This is a genomic window from Chloracidobacterium thermophilum B (assembly GCF_000226295.1).
Classification (GTDB): Bacteria; Acidobacteriota; Blastocatellia; order Chloracidobacteriales; family Chloracidobacteriaceae; genus Chloracidobacterium; species Chloracidobacterium thermophilum.
In genome coordinates this window covers 411,204-430,531 of sequence record NC_016025.1, presented here as the reverse complement: position 1 = coordinate 430,531, position 19,328 = coordinate 411,204, and the positions used below count along the sequence as shown (strand labels likewise).

Annotated in this window: 10 protein-coding genes and 1 CRISPR repeat array; of the genes, 1 reads left to right on the top strand and 9 read right to left on the bottom strand. The window is 55.8% G+C overall.

The window, feature by feature from the left end:
• Window positions 1-104 precede the first annotated feature (104 nt).
• Window positions 105-1,367 (top strand): RNA-guided endonuclease InsQ/TnpB family protein, encoded by a 1,263-nt coding sequence (locus tag CABTHER_RS12840; RefSeq protein ID WP_014101090.1) that lies wholly within the window; start codon window positions 105-107, stop codon window positions 1,365-1,367.
• On the opposite strand, the gene CABTHER_RS12835 is transcribed toward CABTHER_RS12840, so the two are convergent.
• The 9 genes from CABTHER_RS12835 to CABTHER_RS16165 form a co-directional block, all read right to left on the bottom strand.
• Window positions 1,364-2,149 (bottom strand): ligand-binding sensor domain-containing protein, encoded by a 786-nt coding sequence (locus CABTHER_RS12835; protein ID WP_014101089.1) that lies wholly within the window; start codon window positions 2,147-2,149, stop codon window positions 1,364-1,366. The genes CABTHER_RS12840 and CABTHER_RS12835 overlap by 4 nt on opposite strands.
• A gap of 305 nt (window positions 2,150-2,454) precedes the next feature.
• A CRISPR array of direct repeats spans window positions 2,455-9,598; the repeat unit is 36 nt; unit sequence GTGATCAACGCCTTTCGGCATCAAAGATTTTTGCAC.
• A gap of 246 nt (window positions 9,599-9,844) precedes the next feature.
• On the bottom strand, window positions 9,845-10,135 hold the full coding sequence (cas2, locus tag CABTHER_RS12830) for a CRISPR-associated endonuclease Cas2 (protein ID WP_014101088.1): 291 nt from the start codon (window positions 10,133-10,135) through the stop codon (window positions 9,845-9,847).
• Between the two features lie 26 nt (window positions 10,136-10,161).
• Window positions 10,162-11,853, bottom strand: a complete 1,692-nt coding sequence (locus CABTHER_RS12825) for a type I-MYXAN CRISPR-associated endonuclease Cas4/Cas1 (protein WP_041570147.1) — start codon at window positions 11,851-11,853, stop codon at window positions 10,162-10,164.
• A 68-nt stretch (window positions 11,854-11,921) separates the two neighbouring features.
• Entirely contained in the window at window positions 11,922-12,596 is a 675-nt protein-coding gene (gene cas5 / locus CABTHER_RS12820) for a type I-MYXAN CRISPR-associated protein Cas5/Cmx5/DevS (protein WP_014101086.1), read from the bottom strand.
• A 6-nt stretch (window positions 12,597-12,602) separates the two neighbouring features.
• On the bottom strand, window positions 12,603-13,556 hold the full coding sequence (locus CABTHER_RS12815; RefSeq protein ID WP_014101085.1) for a DevR family CRISPR-associated autoregulator: 954 nt from the start codon (window positions 13,554-13,556) through the stop codon (window positions 12,603-12,605).
• On the bottom strand, window positions 13,553-15,124 hold the full coding sequence (gene cas8a1 / locus CABTHER_RS12810; protein ID WP_014101084.1) for a type I-MYXAN CRISPR-associated Cas8a1/Cmx1: 1,572 nt from the start codon (window positions 15,122-15,124) through the stop codon (window positions 13,553-13,555). Before cas8a1 ends, CABTHER_RS12815 begins: the two co-directional genes overlap by 4 nt.
• Entirely contained in the window at window positions 15,082-17,565 is a 2,484-nt protein-coding gene (gene cas3, locus CABTHER_RS12805) for a CRISPR-associated helicase Cas3' (protein ID WP_014101083.1), read from the bottom strand. The genes cas8a1 and cas3 overlap by 43 nt, the downstream gene beginning before the upstream one ends.
• Window positions 17,562-18,161: a type I-MYXAN CRISPR-associated protein Cas6/Cmx6 gene (gene cas6 / locus CABTHER_RS12800; protein ID WP_014101082.1), complete on the bottom strand. Its 600-nt coding sequence runs from the start codon at window positions 18,159-18,161 to the stop codon at window positions 17,562-17,564. The genes cas3 and cas6 overlap by 4 nt, the downstream gene beginning before the upstream one ends.
• A 71-nt stretch (window positions 18,162-18,232) precedes the next feature.
• A complete protein-coding gene (locus tag CABTHER_RS16165; protein ID WP_014101081.1) occupies window positions 18,233-19,219 on the bottom strand; it encodes a helix-turn-helix transcriptional regulator in 987 nt (328 codons plus the stop codon).
• Between the last annotated feature and the right edge of the window lie 109 nt (window positions 19,220-19,328).

The following is a 19,328-nucleotide window of genomic DNA, read 5'->3' as shown; positions in this document are numbered from 1 at the left end:
GCAGATGTCCGTTACCGAAAAAACGCCGTAAAGCCCTGCACTTTAGGGCAGGGATATAAGGCGCACGCTGTTTTATCAAGCCAAACCTGTGATAAAATAGCAGTATGAGAGTCATGGAAGCCAAGCTACTCAACGGGACAGCAGAGCAGTATCAGGCTCTGGATGAAGCCATCCGTACCGCACAGTTTGTCAGAAACAAATGTGTGCGGTACTGGATGGACAACAAGAGCGTAAACAAAGCTGTTCTCTATGCCTACTGCCAAGACCTGGCCAAAGAGTTTGACTTTGCCAGGAAGTTAAACTCAGCGGCAAGGCAGGCAAGTGCAGAGCGAGCCTGGGCTTCCATTTCTCGGTTCTATACCAACTGCAGAAACAAGGCGGTCAGGAAAGGGTATCCCAAGTTCAAGAAGCATTGCCGTTCTGTGGAATACAAGGTATCTGGCTGGAAGCTGTCAGGAGATGGAATGTCTATCATCTTCACTGATGGCTTCAATGCTGGTGCTTTTGCTCTGTACTGCAATGGTGAGGCAAGACACCATATCCTAAACTCCAAAATCAATCGGGTGCGGGTGATACGCAGGGCAGATGGGTACTATGCTCAGTTCTGCCTGGATGTGGAGCGCAAAGAGCAGGGAGCATACACAGGCAATGTTATTGGCATTGACTTGGGCTTAAAGGCTTTCTACACCGACCAGAACGGCAACCCTGTAGAGTATCCTAAGTTTTTGAGGCGTAGTGAAAGAAGGTTAAAGCAACACCAGCGCAGATTAAGTCGGAAGTTCAAGAAGGGGGCAAAATCCCAATCCAGGAACTACCACAAGCAAAGAAAGCGACTGGGCAAAGTGCATCTGAAAGTCCAACGCCAGCGTAAAGACTGGGCAATTAAGCAGGCACGGTGCGTGGTGGCATCTCACGATGTCGTGGCGTATGAAGACTTGCAGGTGAAGAACCTGGTCAAAAATCATCATCTTGCCAAATCCATTCATGATGCTGGCTGGTCTCAATTCACTGCGTGGCTGGACTACTACGGCAAGGTGTGGGACAAGGCAGTCGTCAGCGTACCGCCGCAGTACACCACACAGGACTGTAGTAACTGTGGGCATAGGGTAGTAAAAACCCTATCCACCAGAACCCATAGTTGTCCTCAATGTGGATTTGAATCAGACAGAGACCAGAATGCGGCTTTGAACATCCTCAAGAAGGGACTAAGCATCTTGGGAATGGAGTGGCAAAACAGTACCTTTGGGCAAAAGGGAACTGCCTCGAAAGAGGGAACGCTTGGGGAGAGATGCACCGCTGCTTTAGAGGGGCAACCTGATGAAGTAAGTGCGCTCGCAGAACCAAGAACAAGAATCCCCTGCCTTTAGGCAGGGGAGTATGTCAACGGGCTGGTGACTTTGGTGGGGATGCAGCGGGTGGATGATGGGGGGCGGTAGAGCAGTCCGGTCTGGGTGCCAATCCAGAGGCATCCGGCCTGGTCTTCGTACAGCGCCTGGATACTGTGGTCAGTCAGTTCTGTGGTTTCGATCCGTCCCTGCTGGAAGCGAGCCAGCCCGCTGGTCGTGCCGATCCAGAGTATGCCCTGGCGGTCAAAGCGCAGGGCGGCGATTTTGGTACTGGGCAGTCCGGCGGTGTAGTGGGTAAATCGCTGCCCGTCGAACGCCACCAGTCCATTCATGGTGCCGGCCCAGAGTGTCCCGGGTGGGTCTATGGTGAGGGCATTGATGATGTCATCGGGAAGACCGTCATCCATTCCGAAGCGTTGCCAGCGTCCCTGGTCATACCGGAACAGTCCGCCGCCACGGACGCCGCCGCTGCTGAAGAAGCGGTCACCTCCGGTGCCGATCCAGAGGGCGCCGGACGGGGCTTCGCACAGTACGGTGATGCGGTTGTTGTTGAGGATGGGAGTGTTCTGGCGATTGAAGGTGGTGAAGTGGATGCCGTCGAAACGTGCCAGACCTTCGTGGGTGCCGACCCAGATGTAGCCGTCGCGGGTTTGCGTGATGGTGAAGATGGCGTTGAGGGGGAGTCCGTCACTGGCGAGCCAGACTTGGCGGACGTATTGCGTCAGGACTTTGTTTGGGTCGAGGGCGTAGGCTCCGGGGGTGTTGCACAGCAGGATGATGAGGCAGAACAGCCAGCGGGGCATACGTTGGGTGGTGCGATGAGGGCCGGGGTGGCGGGGCGTGTGATGGTGGCATTGAATAATCTACCGGTTGTTCTTGTCCTGTCCAGCACGCTGCGGTACTGGTGGATTGCCTGGCCCGCCGGGTTTCGCCGGTTAGGGACAGGGGAGGGGAACTGCTGGTCGGTCAATTTGTTTGGCGATGTGGTGTTGTCAGGCAAAAGCAATCTCTCAAGATTGCTTTTGCCTGACAACGCCTTGTGGGTGATCAACATTTCTCAGCATCAGAGAGTTTCATACATCTACCATTCGCCATTCGCCGGTTTTAAGTGATCAACGCCTTTCGGCATCAAAGATTTTTGCACAAGCCAGCGCGGAAATATGGCCGGTATTTCGGCCGGTGATCAACGCCTTTCGGCATCAAAGATTTTTGCACAAACGCGCGTTCGTGCTCGATTGAGACCGAATCAAAGTGATCAACGCCTTTCGGCATCAAAGATTTTTGCACCAGTGCCTTCCGGCACTCGCACCCGCGTGACGGGTGGTGATCAACGCCTTTCGGCATCAAAGATTTTTGCACCGAATCATCCTCGCTGTCGTCCACAACCGTCAGCAGTGATCAACGCCTTTCGGCATCAAAGATTTTTGCACTACAACTTCGCACAGAAGTCTATTATACTTGGTATGTGATCAACGCCTTTCGGCATCAAAGATTTTTGCACCGGTGTGAGATTTCGGGCGTAGCCCCCGCCCGGCGTGATCAACGCCTTTCGGCATCAAAGATTTTTGCACTGACCTGCGTTTGACCGCGCCAATTGGCTTGTCGGAGTGATCAACGCCTTTCGGCATCAAAGATTTTTGCACGTTAGAACTAGACCAGCTTGATTCTTACCGGCTGGCGTGATCAACGCCTTTCGGCATCAAAGATTTTTGCACCTTATGCGCTGGAAGTAGCGGTAGAAGTTTGGCAAGGTGATCAACGCCTTTCGGCATCAAAGATTTTTGCACAACCAGGCTGGGTAAGCCGTAGTCAGTCCCGTCTGTGATCAACGCCTTTCGGCATCAAAGATTTTTGCACTGCGTAGGCGTTCAGGGTTTTACGGGTTTCGTTGAGTGATCAACGCCTTTCGGCATCAAAGATTTTTGCACTAGGCGCCTTCTCTACAAGCAGAAAAAAAGGGAGGTGATCAACGCCTTTCGGCATCAAAGATTTTTGCACTCGCAGATCGAAAAAAGAAACGAAACCTCATGGGCGTGATCAACGCCTTTCGGCATCAAAGATTTTTGCACCCGACGGCGTGTTTCGGACTGATCTTGGCCGCCGTCGTGATCAACGCCTTTCGGCATCAAAGATTTTTGCACGGCCCGGCATTGACGGCGAGTACAGGATGCGGCCGTGATCAACGCCTTTCGGCATCAAAGATTTTTGCACCTGATTGAGCAAGTCTTGAAGGGCCTCTAACTGAAGGTGATCAACGCCTTTCGGCATCAAAGATTTTTGCACGCGAAACAGTAAAAGCACCCGTGCGAGCAGCGATTGTGATCAACGCCTTTCGGCATCAAAGATTTTTGCACTGACCCGCCTTATGTCGCTGAAACTCGCAAAAGTCTAGTGATCAACGCCTTTCGGCATCAAAGATTTTTGCACTGGACACTTGGGAGCCGCCAGACTTAGGGGCGATGTGATCAACGCCTTTCGGCATCAAAGATTTTTGCACCAGTCGCAAGACTGGATGGAAAACACTACAGCCTGCTGTGATCAACGCCTTTCGGCATCAAAGATTTTTGCACCCGACGCGCTCTTGCGTGGAAGCAGTACTATGGTGTGGTGATCAACGCCTTTCGGCATCAAAGATTTTTGCACAAGCCGCAAGTTTTCTCGGCGGCGGTGCAACTGCGTGATCAACGCCTTTCGGCATCAAAGATTTTTGCACCGGCTGTGTTGGGTCGGACGTATCCGACCCAGAGATGTGATCAACGCCTTTCGGCATCAAAGATTTTTGCACCGCCAACAAGGTTGGTTCGCAGCAGTCTCCGGTCAAGTGATCAACGCCTTTCGGCATCAAAGATTTTTGCACTGTCTCCCGGATAACGACACGCACCAAGACGAGTTCGCGTGATCAACGCCTTTCGGCATCAAAGATTTTTGCACCTGTCAAAGACAAGGTGCGTGACGCTGACGCAATCGGTGATCAACGCCTTTCGGCATCAAAGATTTTTGCACCACTCGAAGCCGTTTTATGCGGGAAAGGAGAAACCAGTGATCAACGCCTTTCGGCATCAAAGATTTTTGCACCCCCTCTGGTGTGTACTCCCAGCACGTGTGACAGGTGATCAACGCCTTTCGGCATCAAAGATTTTTGCACCTTTGCGTCAACTTTGCGGTCGAGGCGCGCTGTGATAAGTGATCAACGCCTTTCGGCATCAAAGATTTTTGCACTGTTGCGAGAGCGAGCGAGTGCTCTTGACTGCGATGGCGTGATCAACGCCTTTCGGCATCAAAGATTTTTGCACTCGTGAACAAATCCAAGCGGCGGTCGCTCGGCTGAAATGTGATCAATGCCTTTCGGCATCAAAGATTTTTGCACTATCCCAAGGCAGGATAGAAACGGTCTCTCGCCGGTGTGATCAACGCCTTTCGGCATCAAAGATTTTTGCACCCATTCCCGGTCTGTGAATTCGCGTAGAAGCGTGTGAGTGATCAACGCCTTTCGGCATCAAAGATTTTTGCACACGCTTTAGGGGAGCTTCTGCGCCGTCTCCCGTAGTGATCAACGCCTTTCGGCATCAAAGATTTTTGCACCGTGGACGCCAGCCCCACACTGCATAGCACACCGGTGATCAACGCCTTTCGGCATCAAAGATTTTTGCACGCGTAATACACCTTCCCCTGCAGGTGCAGATAGCGGCCGTGATCAACGCCTTTCGGCATCAAAGATTTTTGCACCAGCTTGTCCAGCCCGCCAGCAGCAACGGCAGCGTGGTGATCAACGCCTTTCGGCATCAAAGATTTTTGCACAATCCTGTCTTTGATTGCCTCACGAATCACCGCGTCGTGATCAACGCCTTTCGGCATCAAAGATTTTTGCACCACCCAGGATTGAAACGCCATGTTGAAGCCAACCGTGTGATCAACGCCTTTCGGCATCAAAGATTTTTGCACCAACCCGTCGGATACGGTGATTTCGGTTGAGAACAGTGATCAACGCCTTTCGGCATCAAAGATTTTTGCACGCACTCGTGATGCAATATATGGGTCAGACCCGGTGTGATCAACGCCTTTCGGCATCAAAGATTTTTGCACTTCGACGGGAAAGCAAAGTACCCAGTGCACGCCGTGTGATCAACGCCTTTCGGCATCAAAGATTTTTGCACGGACGCCCCTTGACCCGCTCCTTGACCAGCGACGGGGTGATCAACGCCTTTCGGCATCAAAGATTTTTGCACCCCAGTTTGGCTCAAACGGAAAAACCGGCGCGGTGTGATCAACGCCTTTCGGCATCAAAGATTTTTGCACAAAGGCGGACGGTAGCTGTATCTGCCACTTGTCCGGTGATCAACGCCTTTCGGCATCAAAGATTTTTGCACCCCCGCGCTTCAGGCGTTATAATCACGATTACCGCGTGATCAACGCCTTTCGGCATCAAAGATTTTTGCACTGGTCAGGTCAATAATCCGCGCCTGCGCTTGGGCTTCTTGTGATCAACGCCTTTCGGCATCAAAGATTTTTGCACTATCTCCGCGCAAGCGTCTTCGCATAGGCGAAATCGTGATCAACGCCTTTCGGCATCAAAGATTTTTGCACTGCCGCCCATGCGCTTGCGCAAGAGCTTGAGTTTTTGTGATCAACGCCTTTCGGCATCAAAGATTTTTGCACCCCAGTTGATTGACCTTAGCCAAAACGTAGTTCAGCGGTGATCAACGCCTTTCGGCATCAAAGATTTTTGCACCTTAATCTGGCGTGGACTCGTCAAGTAACGAGTCGTGATCAACGCCTTTCGGCATCAAAGATTTTTGCACTCTTTCGACAGTCGTTCTATCCACTTCCTCAGGTGCGGTGATCAACGCCTTTCGGCATCAAAGATTTTTGCACCTTTGAAGGCCCGGTTGCGAATCTCAAACCCACACGTGATCAACGCCTTTCGGCATCAAAGATTTTTGCACATAGCGGGTAGGGCCTTCAGAAACCGCGCCTGCCACGTGATCAACGCCTTTCGGCATCAAAGATTTTTGCACCGACACTCCGCCGGCTGCTTTCCCGGCGGTCGACAAGTGATCAACGCCTTTCGGCATCAAAGATTTTTGCACGAGTGCATGCGAGTGAACTACCGACCAATCGTGGAGTGATCAACGCCTTTCGGCATCAAAGATTTTTGCACCAAAAGTTCCCCTTGCACAGCCCACGCCAGCCAGCGTGATCAACGCCTTTCGGCATCAAAGATTTTTGCACACGTACCCAACCCAGATGTCGTAGTGATTGCCGGCGTGATCAACGCCTTTCGGCATCAAAGATTTTTGCACAAAAAAATCGGAACTTTCCCCTTGACAAAACGTTGTGATCAACGCCTTTCGGCATCAAAGATTTTTGCACGACAGCCGTGAGATACCGCGTCAGGCGGAGCACCAGTGATCAACGCCTTTCGGCATCAAAGATTTTTGCACATACTGGCGAGTTCCTGGTTTCTCCCGTGCCGCTTGTGATCAACGCCTTTCGGCATCAAAGATTTTTGCACCCGGCGCAGCGCCAATCAAAGTTGCGTCCAGATTTGCGTGATCAACGCCTTTCGGCATCAAAGATTTTTGCACAAAGAACAAGATCGGCTTCAAGGCGCCACAAAAAGGGGTGATCAACGCCTTTCGGCATCAAAGATTTTTGCACCCATGCCCAGTCGTGCAGCAGGCGGCAATACCACGTGATCAACGCCTTTCGGCATCAAAGATTTTTGCACTGGGTTAGGTTATCCGGTGTGTACTTTGTGTACATGGTGTGATCAACGCCTTTCGGCATCAAAGATTTTTGCACCAAGAGTGCGCGCGACTGGACTACCGGCCCATCGTGGAGTGATCAACGCCTTTCGGCATCAAAGATTTTTGCACCGTAGTACTTGCCGCTGAAGTAATAAGAGCGAACGTGATCAACGCCTTTCGGCATCAAAGATTTTTGCACCAGAATGACGGGTAATCCCACCACCCGCTTCCCAAAGTGATCAACGCCTTTCGGCATCAAAGATTTTTGCACCTCGATTCCTTGCCCAATACGGCGTAACAAGCGCGTGATCAACGCCTTTCGGCATCAAAGATTTTTGCACACAATACGGGCGAAAAGCGTGACAAGTCCGGCTGGTAGTGATCAACGCCTTTCGGCATCAAAGATTTTTGCACGCCGCGACGGTGCGTGGCTGGTTTTTCCTGATTGAGTGATCAACGCCTTTCGGCATCAAAGATTTTTGCACAAAGGGCAGACGGTAGCTGTATCTGCCACTCGTCTGGTGATCAACGCCTTTCGGCATCAAAGATTTTTGCACTGCCGTCCAGCTCCAACCACAATTCCGGCGGAGCGGTATGTGATCAACGCCTTTCGGCATCAAAGATTTTTGCACTCGACGCCGGAATATCGAAGACGAAATCAAGGCCGTGTGATCAACGCCTTTCGGCATCAAAGATTTTTGCACTCTGTCGCATTTGAATGACGCGCAACGCCGCGCGTAGTGATCAACGCCTTTCGGCATCAAAGATTTTTGCACTGCTTATTTGGTATCACGTGGCCCGGCGACGTGGTGTGATCAACGCCTTTCGGCATCAAAGATTTTTGCACAGGGGTAATCTAATGCCGTTTCCCTTGATCGCCATTGTGTGATCAACGCCTTTCGGCATCAAAGATTTTTGCACGCCGGGCTTGTTCGCGTCTTGGTGCGGTTTCCTAAGTGATCAACGCCTTTCGGCATCAAAGATTTTTGCACCGGGATGAGCGACGTTTTCCCTGCGCCGGCTTGGCGTGATCAACGCCTTTCGGCATCAAAGATTTTTGCACCTTTCAGCCGCCAACCGTCGAATTCACAAAAACCGGTGATCAACGCCTTTCGGCATCAAAGATTTTTGCACTCGTCTGGGGGACAGACCTTCAGCGTGCGCCGAAGTGATCAACGCCTTTCGGCATCAAAGATTTTTGCACCCTGGCAAGGCAGGAATAAAGGGGAGACGGCAAGGGTGATCAACGCCTTTCGGCATCAAAGATTTTTGCACGTTCAAGCACTTGACAGAGTTGGGCGGCGGTAAGCCTGCGTGATCAACGCCTTTCGGCATCAAAGATTTTTGCACACGACTGGTTTGTGCAACACAAGGGCAACCCCTGGTGATCAACGCCTTTCGGCATCAAAGATTTTTGCACGGGGGGGATAATCTGATGCCTTTCCCGCTGATTGCGTGATCAACGCCTTTCGGCATCAAAGATTTTTGCACCCCCGCTGGTACGAGTAACGCAACGCCGCAAGCTGTGATCAACGCCTTTCGGCATCAAAGATTTTTGCACGCGCCGACGCTTACCGATATGCGCGGCGAAGCGTGGTTGTGATCAACGCCTTTCGGCATCAAAGATTTTTGCACGGCTTGACGGGATTGCGGCACGCGATAAACGTAATGGAGTGATCAACGCCTTTCGGCATCAAAGATTTTTGCACTGTCAAGCTCAATGCGCACGTGTACTATAGCCACAGTGATCAACGCCTTTCGGCATCAAAGATTTTTGCACTGAAAGCCGTCTACGAGATGGCCGGCAATCACTACGAGTGATCAACGCCTTTCGGCATCAAAGATTTTTGCACATCTGATGCCGTTCCCGCTGATCGCCGTCATTATCGCGTGATCAACGCCTTTCGGCATCAAAGATTTTTGCACTGCGGGTGTAATCAACGATGGTGGGCGCTGAGAGGTGATCAACGCCTTTCGGCATCAAAGATTTTTGCACTCGCGCACGCCCAGCGTGAAGTCGTCCTGACGCCGGTGATCAACGCCTTTCGGCATCAAAGATTTTTGCACCGTTCAAGCAGTTTGCGTTGTCGGTTGTGCAGTCGTGATCAACGCCTTTCGGCATCAAAGATTTTTGCACTGGCGGCAATCGGTGCAAGTGGAAGTGAATGGCGGGAGGTGATCAACGCCTTTCGGCATCAAAGATTTTTGCACAGTGATGTGGACGGCGTGCTCAATCCCGGCGCAGAAGGTGATCAACGCCTTTCGGCATCAAAGATTTTTGCACCCGCCGGAAAACGGGCACACCCCGGCACAAAACCTTTCAGTGATCAACGCCTTTCGGCATCAAAGATTTTTGCACCCGCGTGTACTCCAGGGTTGGAACGTAAGCTTTTACTTTGTGATCAACGCCTTTCGGCATCAAAGATTTTTGCACAGGCTTCCCGTCCTCCGGAGTGTTCGTCTTTTTCAGTGATCAACGCCTTTCGGCATCAAAGATTTTTGCACCGCGCCCCCAAACGGTAAGCACTGGCCACATAAAACTGCTTCTTGCTCAAGCACCTGAACCGGAAAGGCGGCAAGCCGCCTCCCGTCTGCCGGGTAATGCCCGTAACTCCTGCAAAATAAAGCACGCTGGCCCATTCAAGCAAGTCTTCCCCACATTCAGGCAGGAAAAGCGTTCGCTTCAAAGGACTTACCAGACACTCACCGGCAAAGCATCCTGTCCACACCGACATGCGTGAATCCGCCCGCCTACAGGATTTCAATCCGCTTGCGTTCTTCATCCCAGGAAGTTTTGGTTGAGGTGTCAACCACACGCCTTGCGCAGCCGGGACACAAATGAATGACCAGTAAATCATCTTCACTCGTCATCAGCTTTGCCAAATCAAAACGCAACTGCTCAAGGTCAGTTTTGGTGCAATACATGCGGAAGACGGAAAATTGTACCCTTTCCGCATTCCCCTTGACGCGCTCATAAACTTTGCGCCACCGCTTTGGATCGCGTACGTCATAGCTGACGAGATACCACCGCCTTTCTCCCATAACTCTGCCCCCCTCTTGAGGCGGTCTCAGCGCAACCGCATTCTGGCAAACAAGCCCGGCGCCCCAGTCCACTCCTTTTCAAGCAGACGGGCTTCAAGTTCAATCGCGCGCTGGTACGAAAGCGAGTAACGCAAGACCGGATGCTGCCAGCTTTCCTGCTTCCGTTCCTCGTACAAGGCAATGGCTTTGCGCTTTCCTTCCAGCGAAAGCCAAACCTTGTGTGGCGTAACAACGAAGTCTTCCGTGGCGTCCCACTGTTTGCGGTTGATTGACGCAACAACCGGCATATCCGCCAGCGGTACGCGAAACAGCTCCATCAGGTCGAGCGCGAGTGGATGCGCGGCACTCCGGGGCGTGTGCAAAAAGCCAAACGATGGTTCCAGCCCGACGGCGATCAAGGCTGCCAGGCAATCCTTGTAAACGAGTGCGTAGAAAAAGCTCAGCAGCGCATTGACCCGGTCGCGTGGCGGACGCCGATTGCGTCCCACAAACTCAAAACCTGCCGGGCTACCCGGTTCACTAGGGGAAGTGCGGATGAGCGATGCAAAAGCTGCAAAGTAGGCCTGCCCGGCCGACCCTTCGTAGCCCCGAATCTCATCCGGTCCCACCGCTCTGGAAATCTGTGCCAAGGCATGGCGCATCTGCGTCAGGTGTTGTTCCAATGCTGGATCGCGCCCAGCTTCGGTCAGCATCGGGCGTGTCGCCCGCAGGATGTAACGAATCTGGTTCTCGACTTTTGCCATTGCCAGACGGCGAGCCAGTGCAAGGCAAAAGTCGGGGTCAGACAGGGCCGCATACTGCCGGTGCCGCCGCTGTACGCCGGGTGTCCCGCCACGAAAACTGCCGACGACATTCCCGCCTCCGGTCAACCAGTGGATGGCAACGTCATTGGCGGCGCAGTAGTGAATTGCCTGGGTCGTTATCTGTACCGCTCCGTGGAGGACGACCGCGCCAACGTCTCTGCCGGGAAACCTGACGGGAACCCGTCCGGGAATCTCAACAACCAGCTCTTCGGCAGCACGTTCAACGCGCGTACCCGGTTCGGTGATATGCAGGATGCGCCGCTCATCCCGTTCAGGAAACAGGCGTCTGACTTTGGCATCGGCTGGCTCAGCCTCACTTTCAGGTGCATCGGCTGTTATGACGGCCAGCCGATCCTCTTCCGGCAGACAGACCGGCGCCAAGGCACAGTGGCGGCACAGACGCACGTCGGATGTGACCGGCGGACGTTCAATGTGCTGACGGAGTTCGGCGGCACGCGCAACCGCCGCGCGAAGCTCCTGGCGGGCGGCATCATCAAAGGGGACACGCACTGTTACATTGTCGGCGTGATACCGGATGCGCCCTTCCAGAATGGTCTTCCCGGTGGCTTCCTCCAGCAGGGCGCAATAGGCAATGACCTGAAGCCGATCTGACGGCCAGGCCGCGCGCCGGTTGGATTTCCCCTTCTTGTGCTCGTAGGCAACGAGTGACCCATCCCGGTAGCGCACGGCATCCACCTTGCCGCGAATGCCCCACCGCTCGCTTTCCATTTCGTAGGTCAGGGTTTCAATCCCTTCACTGATGTCCTGCAGGTGGACACGGCGGCCTTCATAGACACGATCATTGGCAAGACGAATCTCCTCGACTTCTTCCAGGTAGAAAAGACGCTCACAATAGGCCAGTGCATGCAGTGCCATGACGCGCGTCAGTGGCACGACATCGTCCGGTGTTCCCATACTGTCCTCCCAGGTCGTAAGCCGGTTTTCAGCGCCTTGCGGCATCACAGATGTGTTTGCTTCCGCGTTTACGCAGGCGGCCGGATGACCGTCCAGTACGCTTCCAGAGGCGGCTCGGTTGGAGTGACAGGCTCACGCTCCAGTTCGTAGCGTTGCCATCGGGTATGACGCGATCCGACGTGATCAACCCACACCGGCAACTCCAGCGATCCTTCCTGGCTTGGCTTCAGCCGGTGCCAGTCCCCGGTTGGCTTTTGGACAAGACAGATGTCGTTGACGGCATCATCGCTGAGTCCAAGGCTCAGAACGCCGTAGCGGGTGATCTTCTCCGGTGTTTCCAGGGCTTCCCGCAGACGCATTTCAAGCCTTGGCTCCGGGTTGGTTTCCTGCGCCGAGTCCACCCAGCACAGAAACGCGATGTCGCACAGGGTTTCAATGTAGTCCGGTCTATTCCCCTGTTCAGACTGTTTTGGTGCTTCGCCGTACTTGTAACGGCTCAGCTTGCGCAACGTCTGGGCTACACGGGGAAAAGGCGAATGCCGCTGGCTTCCGTTGCCGTAGGTTCCGCTAAAGGCCAAGGCCAGGCGGACACCTACGTGCCGGCGCCGGAAACCTTCGCCCACAAGCGACAGCAGCATGCCGTACACCGTGGCTGGCGGCGGCAACGGATAGGTTTCGGCCAGCGACCGTGCGTAGGACTTGCGAAAGCTTCCATAGGGCACTTCAACGTGAAGTGTGAGCATGGGCGCTCACCTCCCTTCGGCAAGAACGGCAAAGGCTTTGTCCCGCCGGGCGATGCGCCGCCGGGCCTCATCCGCCGCTTTGCGGACACCATCGAGTACCGTCACACCCAGTTCCTTCAGCTTTTTCCCCTCATCGGTATGTGACAACTCGCCCCCGATGATGAGTTCTTCTGCCGGGATGTCCCCGCTTGCGACGCGCCGGATGAGCCGGGCGACGGTGTACGTCCGCCCTTCTTCATCGTGCTCAAAGCAGTTCTGGATTCTGGAGGCATGGGCGGAAGTGACGCGGAAGATAATCGAGGCCGGCGAAAAGTCGTAGTAAAACCGCGCGTGATTGCCGGCGACCGGAGGCGGTTCGATGAGCGCGTCAATGAGGTGGCCAATGTTCTGCTTGTCAAGGACATCATTGAGGTTGAGGGCAATGCTGTACTGGTACTCCGTCGTGTGCATCTCGGCGTTGTAGAGCGACAGCTTGCCCTTTTCCTTCACCCCACTGACGCAGTTGAAGGACAGCTCACCCCGGTATGGGCGCAGCGACACGGCGCGCCCGACGGCCAGTGGGCTGGTGCGCTTCGTTACCGTCCCTTTTTTCTTCTTGCCAGACTTTGCTGTTGATCCCGGCTCGGCTTCTTCATCATCACGTTCAGCCTGGGCGGCGGCAGCATCCATAAAGCCCATCAGATCGTCGTCAATGAAGGGCGTTCGGCTGCCCCAGTACGTCCGCTTTTCGTCGGCATAGATCAGCCTGTCGCCGTCATAGCGCCGGTTGACGGGAAGCCCGGCGAGCTGAAAGCGATAGCGCAGCGCAAAGCGGATGGCTTCGGCCGAAATGCTGGTGTGTACGTCATCCTGATGAAACACCTTTTGAAGGGTTGTCGTGTTGCCGAGATTGTCGCCGCGATTGTTGGCGGCAACGGCCTCGCCGGTGAGGATCGTGGCGTAGAGGTAGTGGGTCGTCATGCGTCAATGCCTCCTTCACTAAGGTTGTCTTCCCTGCCCATATAGCTGACGAGGGCAAATAGAAGCAGGTTTTGGAATCGCTCGAAGTTGCGGGGGTTGAAGATGAATTCGCGCACGCGCGCTGCGTTGCGCTTCATGCCAGCCAGCGCCGCACCTTTGGTGGCATCGGCGCAGAAGCGGAGAAACCATCCGGCCAGGGCTTCAGCGGTCTTGGCCCGCAGGATGGCGTTGCGGGTACGTTCGCGCTCGCGCTCGACAAGGGCGGTGAAGTCACTGCCTTCCCGTTGCGCGCGTTCGCTGAGGGCGCCCATGGTCATCCGCCAGGCTTCGTGAAAGATGGCGATGATGGCCTGGTCGTCCTCGTCTTTGATGGCCTTGGTCATGGCGGCCAGTCCTCCTTTTTGGAAAGTGAGTTGTTCAAAATCCTTTTTTTCCTGGCAACGCTGGATGAAGTCAGCGCACCAGTGCCGTTCTGCGGCAAGGTTGGCGGCAATGAGTTCCGGCAGCGGGTTGGGCGAAGCAGGAAAGGCTTCGCCCCTGGCCGAGGTCAACAGCCGCCCCTTACCGAAATGCTGAAGCGCTGCGCGGAAGACCTCGAGTTCGGGGTACTCGGCGCCCAACCGCACGACAAGGGTGCGATAGTTTTGTTTCCTGTCCCAGGGCGCTTTGCCCATCGCCACGGCCAGGCAGCCGGACACACTGCGCCCGAATTCCTCCGTGAGATTGCCGGCTTCAAGGGCAAGAAGGAAGCGCAGCGCTGCTTCCTCGGTGCCTCCGGCGATGCGGCCGGGATAACCATTCGTCAGAAAGTTGGCACCCCGGGCCGCTATCTGGCGCAGGTTGCGGGCGAAACTTTTCAGGTTTTTGACATCGGGAATGACAAGACAATACTGCGCCCTGCTTTCGTGGCGGTACGAGCGCAGCAGAAAGACTGCTGAACCGACCATCAGGTAAAGCAGAAGCAGCACTTCTTCGGGGGGACCTTCAAGCTCACTGGCGCCCGTCATCGCCCCCGGCACAACCGACTGGGGAATCAAGGCCACAGGTGGCAACGGGGCTTGATCGTCGCCGCCCAAAAGACGTGTTCCCTGAGCTTTCTGGTGGGCATAGGAGTTAACTGCCTTGTAGGTAAGCAGATACTCCTGTTCTTCACCTTCCACTTGCACCTTCAGTGTCCGGGGTGTTTTTTCACCTGGGCGCATCTTGTTGTGTTGCAGGAAAGTCCCGCACAGTCCCGTATGGATGGCCAGCCGCAGGCCATCCCGGTCGGTCTCGATGCCATGTCCGGGCAGGTCAATGAGCTTGTCCGGTGTCAGCCGGAATGAAGCTTCCAGCAGGCGGCGAATGAACTGCCGGTCGGACAACTTTTTGTCCCACCGGATTTCGACTTTGCCCGCATCAACTTCGGCCGCGATCCCTTCCGGCTTCAGGCGGGGATTCTTCTTCCAGGCTTCTATGGTCGCGGCCAGACCGCCCAGTGCCGCCCGGTGATAGACCGTGAAGTTCGGGTTTCCGAGTTCATAGACTAGAGGATTTGGCAGTTGGTAGCCGGTTGTGCGCTGACCCATCTTGCTCCGGTTCCTTTCTTTGTCTCTGGGTTGAAGTCGTACGCCACCCGTTCGGCCGGCGCGAGGCGACGGCTTCCCACCGTTCCCCACCGCAGAACTTCGGGCCGAAACGGGATGGCAACCTCGTGCTCGATGAGCCAGTCGCGGCCTGGCTCCGACTGGCCGTACGCTTTCCAGTCAGCTTCGAGGATGACGTTGACCGTGTAGCCTTCGCCGCGCGTCATGCCGGGACGGGTTTCCCACCCCCCCGAAACAAAACACGCCGCTTTCCAGGCCTGCTCAACATCGAAGTCTTTTCCCGGTGAGAGGCTTCCAAAGGCGTCAGCCAGGTCGCGTTGACTGAGCGGTTTTTCAAGGGAAAGAAGGCGCTCGATCCAAAGTTCAGCAGCGGTAATATCTTCCGCGTCATAAGGCAGTGCCGGGTTATCCCTTTCGTCTGCCTTTGGCGGAAGGGGGCAGACGAGGACAGGCTTGGGTGGCTGGGGACACTCCGGCGTTGACCGGCGATTGGCCCGCCCCATGCGCTGGATGAGCGCCGGGACGGAGGCAATGTCGGTGATGAGCAGATCAGCCGACAGGTCAAGGGACATTTCAGCCACCTGGGTTGTGACCAGAATCTGCGCATCCCTCCCTTTGAACTTCCCGATGACATAGTGGTGCAGCTTGCTCCGGTCCCTGTAGCGAAACCGGGAGTGATAGACGTTCACTTCAACCTTTGGAAAACGTTCCCGGCAGGCCGCATAGGTTTCATTGGCCCATTCGACGCGGTTCCGCACCCAGAGCACCTTGCCGCCCTGCGCGATACAGTCCGCAACGGCCTGCCAGACTTCTTCTGGACTGCTGGGATAACGGAGTTTATAGCGGGGAAGCTGTTCGTATGCAGGCGGGCCGGCAATGACCCGCAAATCCGGGCGAACCTTTTGCAGCGCCGCCAGCCGGTGCTGGGGCAGGGAAGCCGTCATCAACAACACTGGCTGCTTCGGAAAGAACTGCAGGAATGCCAGCAGATGCCCAAACAGCCGGTCGTCGAAGGCATGGATTTCATCGAAGACAATGGCGCTCAGAGCTATGGCCGGAAAGGCATAGAGTGGCCGGCGGGCGTTGGCCATCAGTCCAAGCACGGTGTCGGCCGTGGTGACGACCAGCGGGGTGTCCCACAGGGACAACGCCTCGATTTTGTCCCGCAGGTCGTCGAGGGCGCGCTGGGCGGCACGCTCGGCGTTGCTGGCGTCCACATCGGATTCCTGGTCGGCCGTTTCCGCCAGAGCTTTCAGGTCAACGGTCGAACGTGAGTGGGTCAGCGCGGCCGAAAGTCCCGCTTCGAGGGCGTAGTCCTTGAAGTGCTCGGTCGTCGTCCCAGTGGTCGGCAGGCAGAAAAAGAGCCGGAAGTTGGTTTGCCCGGTGCGCCGTTGCCACGCCTGCGCCCACAGGTAGGCCGCCAGACTCTTGCCGGAACCACAGCCGGCGCAGGCCAGTGTGACAAAACGTTCCGAAGCGGCCACCTCGCACTGAAAGGGACGAAAAGCAAAGCCGGGCGGAAGTTGGGGTGCGTCGGAAGGGCGCGGCTGCCCGGTGGCCTTCCACGCCCATTCACCGATGAGCCGATCAAAATCCGCCGCATCGAGTCCGACATGTCCGAGGGTTTCACGGACAAAGGTATCCAGCGAGTAACTGGCGGCGCTTTGTCCCCGGGCGGCAATGGCGCTGGCGGCAACGTCCGCCGCAATACCAAGCGCCTTCATCACGGCCAAGCGCTTTGACCATTCCGGGGCAAGCTGCTCCCGGAGGTCGTCAAAATCTTCTTTCAAGTCCTGCAGGGCGCGCCGTGCTGAAACCGCATTTGGGTTGCGGTTGTCCCGGTTCCGGTTGTCGGGGGCAACGATGAGCGGCTCAGAAAACGCTGGCGGAGCCGTCTTCAGCTCCAGACGTTCGCCAAGCTCAACGAGCATCTGCCGGAAGTCGGGATGGTTCAGCCAGACTGTCAACGCTGGCGCTTCGGAAGCCTGGGTGTCGCAATCAAACTTGCGGTGATGGCCCATGGCGGCCCAGAGGGCAGGTATGAACCACTCACCCAGAGCCGGTTCGAGACATTCGCGCAGTGCTTTGTTTTGCCAGAGCAGCAGACCGGAAAGGGTCTCGTGGCGCAGGAGCTGGATGAGTTGCGGCGCTTTCGTCACCATTGCCTGAAAATGGCTGTTGGCTTTGCCAAGGTCTTCAAACCAACCCACGGCAGCCATGGCCTTTTTGAAGGCTTCAATGTCGGTTTCGGTAAGTCCGGCGCGCTCCAGGACAAGTCGGCCAATGACTTCCACCAGCGCCGTGCAGGCTTGCGCCACGTCGCGGTTGTGCTGAAGGAGCAGGGCGTAGTCCGGCGGTTGCTGCGGAAACTTCGTTTGTGGGTACGACTTTGCCAGTAGGTACTTGGGAAGTGCGGTGCTCACGGCTGTCCCTCCTTTCGCGGAACAAAAAAGCCACAGCCCATCTTGCGGCGACCGCCGAGGCCGGCCGCCTGCAACGTCACCGAAGCCTCCGGGTCAAGACCCGAAATGGACAGGGCATAGCCGACGAGATGCCGTCCGTGAACCGTGAACGTACGGCGGGCGCCACGTGCAACCTGTCCGTTGATGCCGAGTACCGCAAGCTGCCGAGCAATTTCGACATCAAAGCGGGCTTCATCCTGCCCATTTCTGGTCGTCACCAGATGGGCATAGAGCGTGGATGCCGGCCGGAGTGTGTGGATGCTGGGCACACCGAGGCGCAGACGGCAGCCGCCTACGTCGAGCGTACGTCCGGCCAGCGCCAGAAAACCGGCGAGTCGGTCAGCCGGGGTACGTATCACCAGCCGACTCCAGTTCTGGAGCAGCAGGTTGTTGCCGCTGGCATAGAGTCCCCGGATGGGTGCCAGCCGGACGGCGGTATCATCGTGAAGCCACGGCAGAAGATGGGACAGGGCGGCATAGAGCAGGTAGCCGTGATCCACCGGCAGGCGTTCGCCGGACAGGTAAAAACGCATTTCAACGATGGGGCTGTCGGTCATGACGTACTCCTTGGACAATGGTTCAGAGGCATCACCTCCAGGCCGGGACAGAAAACCTGTCTGACCTGAACTCAGGCATACAGTTTCAAAAGAGCTTCGGCTTCCGTACGCAGCATGGTGCGAAGCTGCTCCGGGGCAATGACGCGCACCCGTGCGCCATACTGCAAAACCCACTGCCGGACGCCTTCCAGCGCCCCGACCTGCATCGTCACCCGCAAGCCGCCATCGGGCAGGTCGGTGTAGTGCGCCGTTTTGTGAACCTTGCTCTGCTGGCGAATCCAGCGCGCCTGATAGGCGTCAAACTCCACGATGACTTCGTAGGTTTGATCTTCCCCACGAATCATACCGAAGCCACGGTTCAGATAGGTTTCGATGTCAAAGCCGGTCGGCGGCTCGAAGGTGTCATCGAGCAGTTCGGCCGCACGGACACGTCCCAGGTGAAAGTCGAGCACTTTTTGACGCAGGTGATCGAAGGCGATGACATACCACTCAGCTTTGGCGCTGTGCAGGCGCAGGGGATTGACCGTGCGCGTTTTGGTCTCACCCGAAGACTGGGTGAAATAGACCATCCGTACCGGGTGACGGTGGGCAATAGCCTTGGCAAACAGTGCGAAGTGCGCTTGATCAATGGGGCTGGTAGGAAGTGCTTCGACCGACTGGAGGGCCATCAGATGGTTCAGGTCCACGGAGACCGTTTCGGTCAGCGTCTGTATGACCTTGGTGAGCGCTTCGGTGATGCCAGCGGCGGCCTGTCCGCCGTAGGCCTGGGCCAGCCGCTCAGCCATCAGGATGGCTGCAATTTCACCTTCGGTCAGCGTCATCCACGGGAGCGAGTGAACCGGCTCGGTGTAGTGAAATCCCCGCTGCTGCGCGCAGTACTCCAGTGGCAACTGGAAGCGGTCGCGCATAAAATCTATGGTTTCCTGGGCTGTCTTGCGCGAAACCCCGAAATGCTCGGCAATGCGCCTGGTGTTCGGAAACCGGCCCGCCTGGATTTCACGGTGAATCCAAGTCAGACGTTCGAGTTGGCGAAGGTGTGTGCGCTGCGTGGAGTTCATAGCGGTCAGTGGCACAGTGGTCAGTGTTACAGCGGGTAGTATATGAGCGGTGATCGCACGAATAACGTGTGACCACCGAGCAGCCGAAAAAAATTGTTTTGTGTCAGAT

What these genes read in the sequence shown, in the direction of transcription:
- cas8a1 (WP_014101084.1), bottom strand. Translation starts at nt 15,124, where the DNA reads ATGGGTCAGCGCACAACCGGCTACCAACTGCCAAATCCTCTAGTCTAT.
- CABTHER_RS12815 (WP_014101085.1), bottom strand. Translation starts at nt 13,556, where the DNA reads ATGACGACCCACTACCTCTACGCCACGATCCTCACCGGCGAGGCCGTT.
- CABTHER_RS12835 (WP_014101089.1), bottom strand. Translation starts at nt 2,149, where the DNA reads ATGCCCCGCTGGCTGTTCTGCCTCATCATCCTGCTGTGCAACACCCCC.
- cas6 (WP_014101082.1), bottom strand. Translation starts at nt 18,161, where the DNA reads ATGACCGACAGCCCCATCGTTGAAATGCGTTTTTACCTGTCCGGCGAA.
- CABTHER_RS16165 (WP_014101081.1), bottom strand. Translation starts at nt 19,219, where the DNA reads ATGAACTCCACGCAGCGCACACACCTTCGCCAACTCGAACGTCTGACT.
- CABTHER_RS12840 (WP_014101090.1), top strand. Translation starts at nt 105, where the DNA reads ATGAGAGTCATGGAAGCCAAGCTACTCAACGGGACAGCAGAGCAGTAT.
- cas2 (WP_014101088.1), bottom strand. Translation starts at nt 10,135, where the DNA reads ATGGGAGAAAGGCGGTGGTATCTCGTCAGCTATGACGTACGCGATCCA.
- cas5 (WP_014101086.1), bottom strand. Translation starts at nt 12,596, where the DNA reads ATGCTCACACTTCACGTTGAAGTGCCCTATGGAAGCTTTCGCAAGTCC.
- CABTHER_RS12825 (WP_041570147.1), bottom strand. Translation starts at nt 11,853, where the DNA reads ATGGGAACACCGGACGATGTCGTGCCACTGACGCGCGTCATGGCACTG.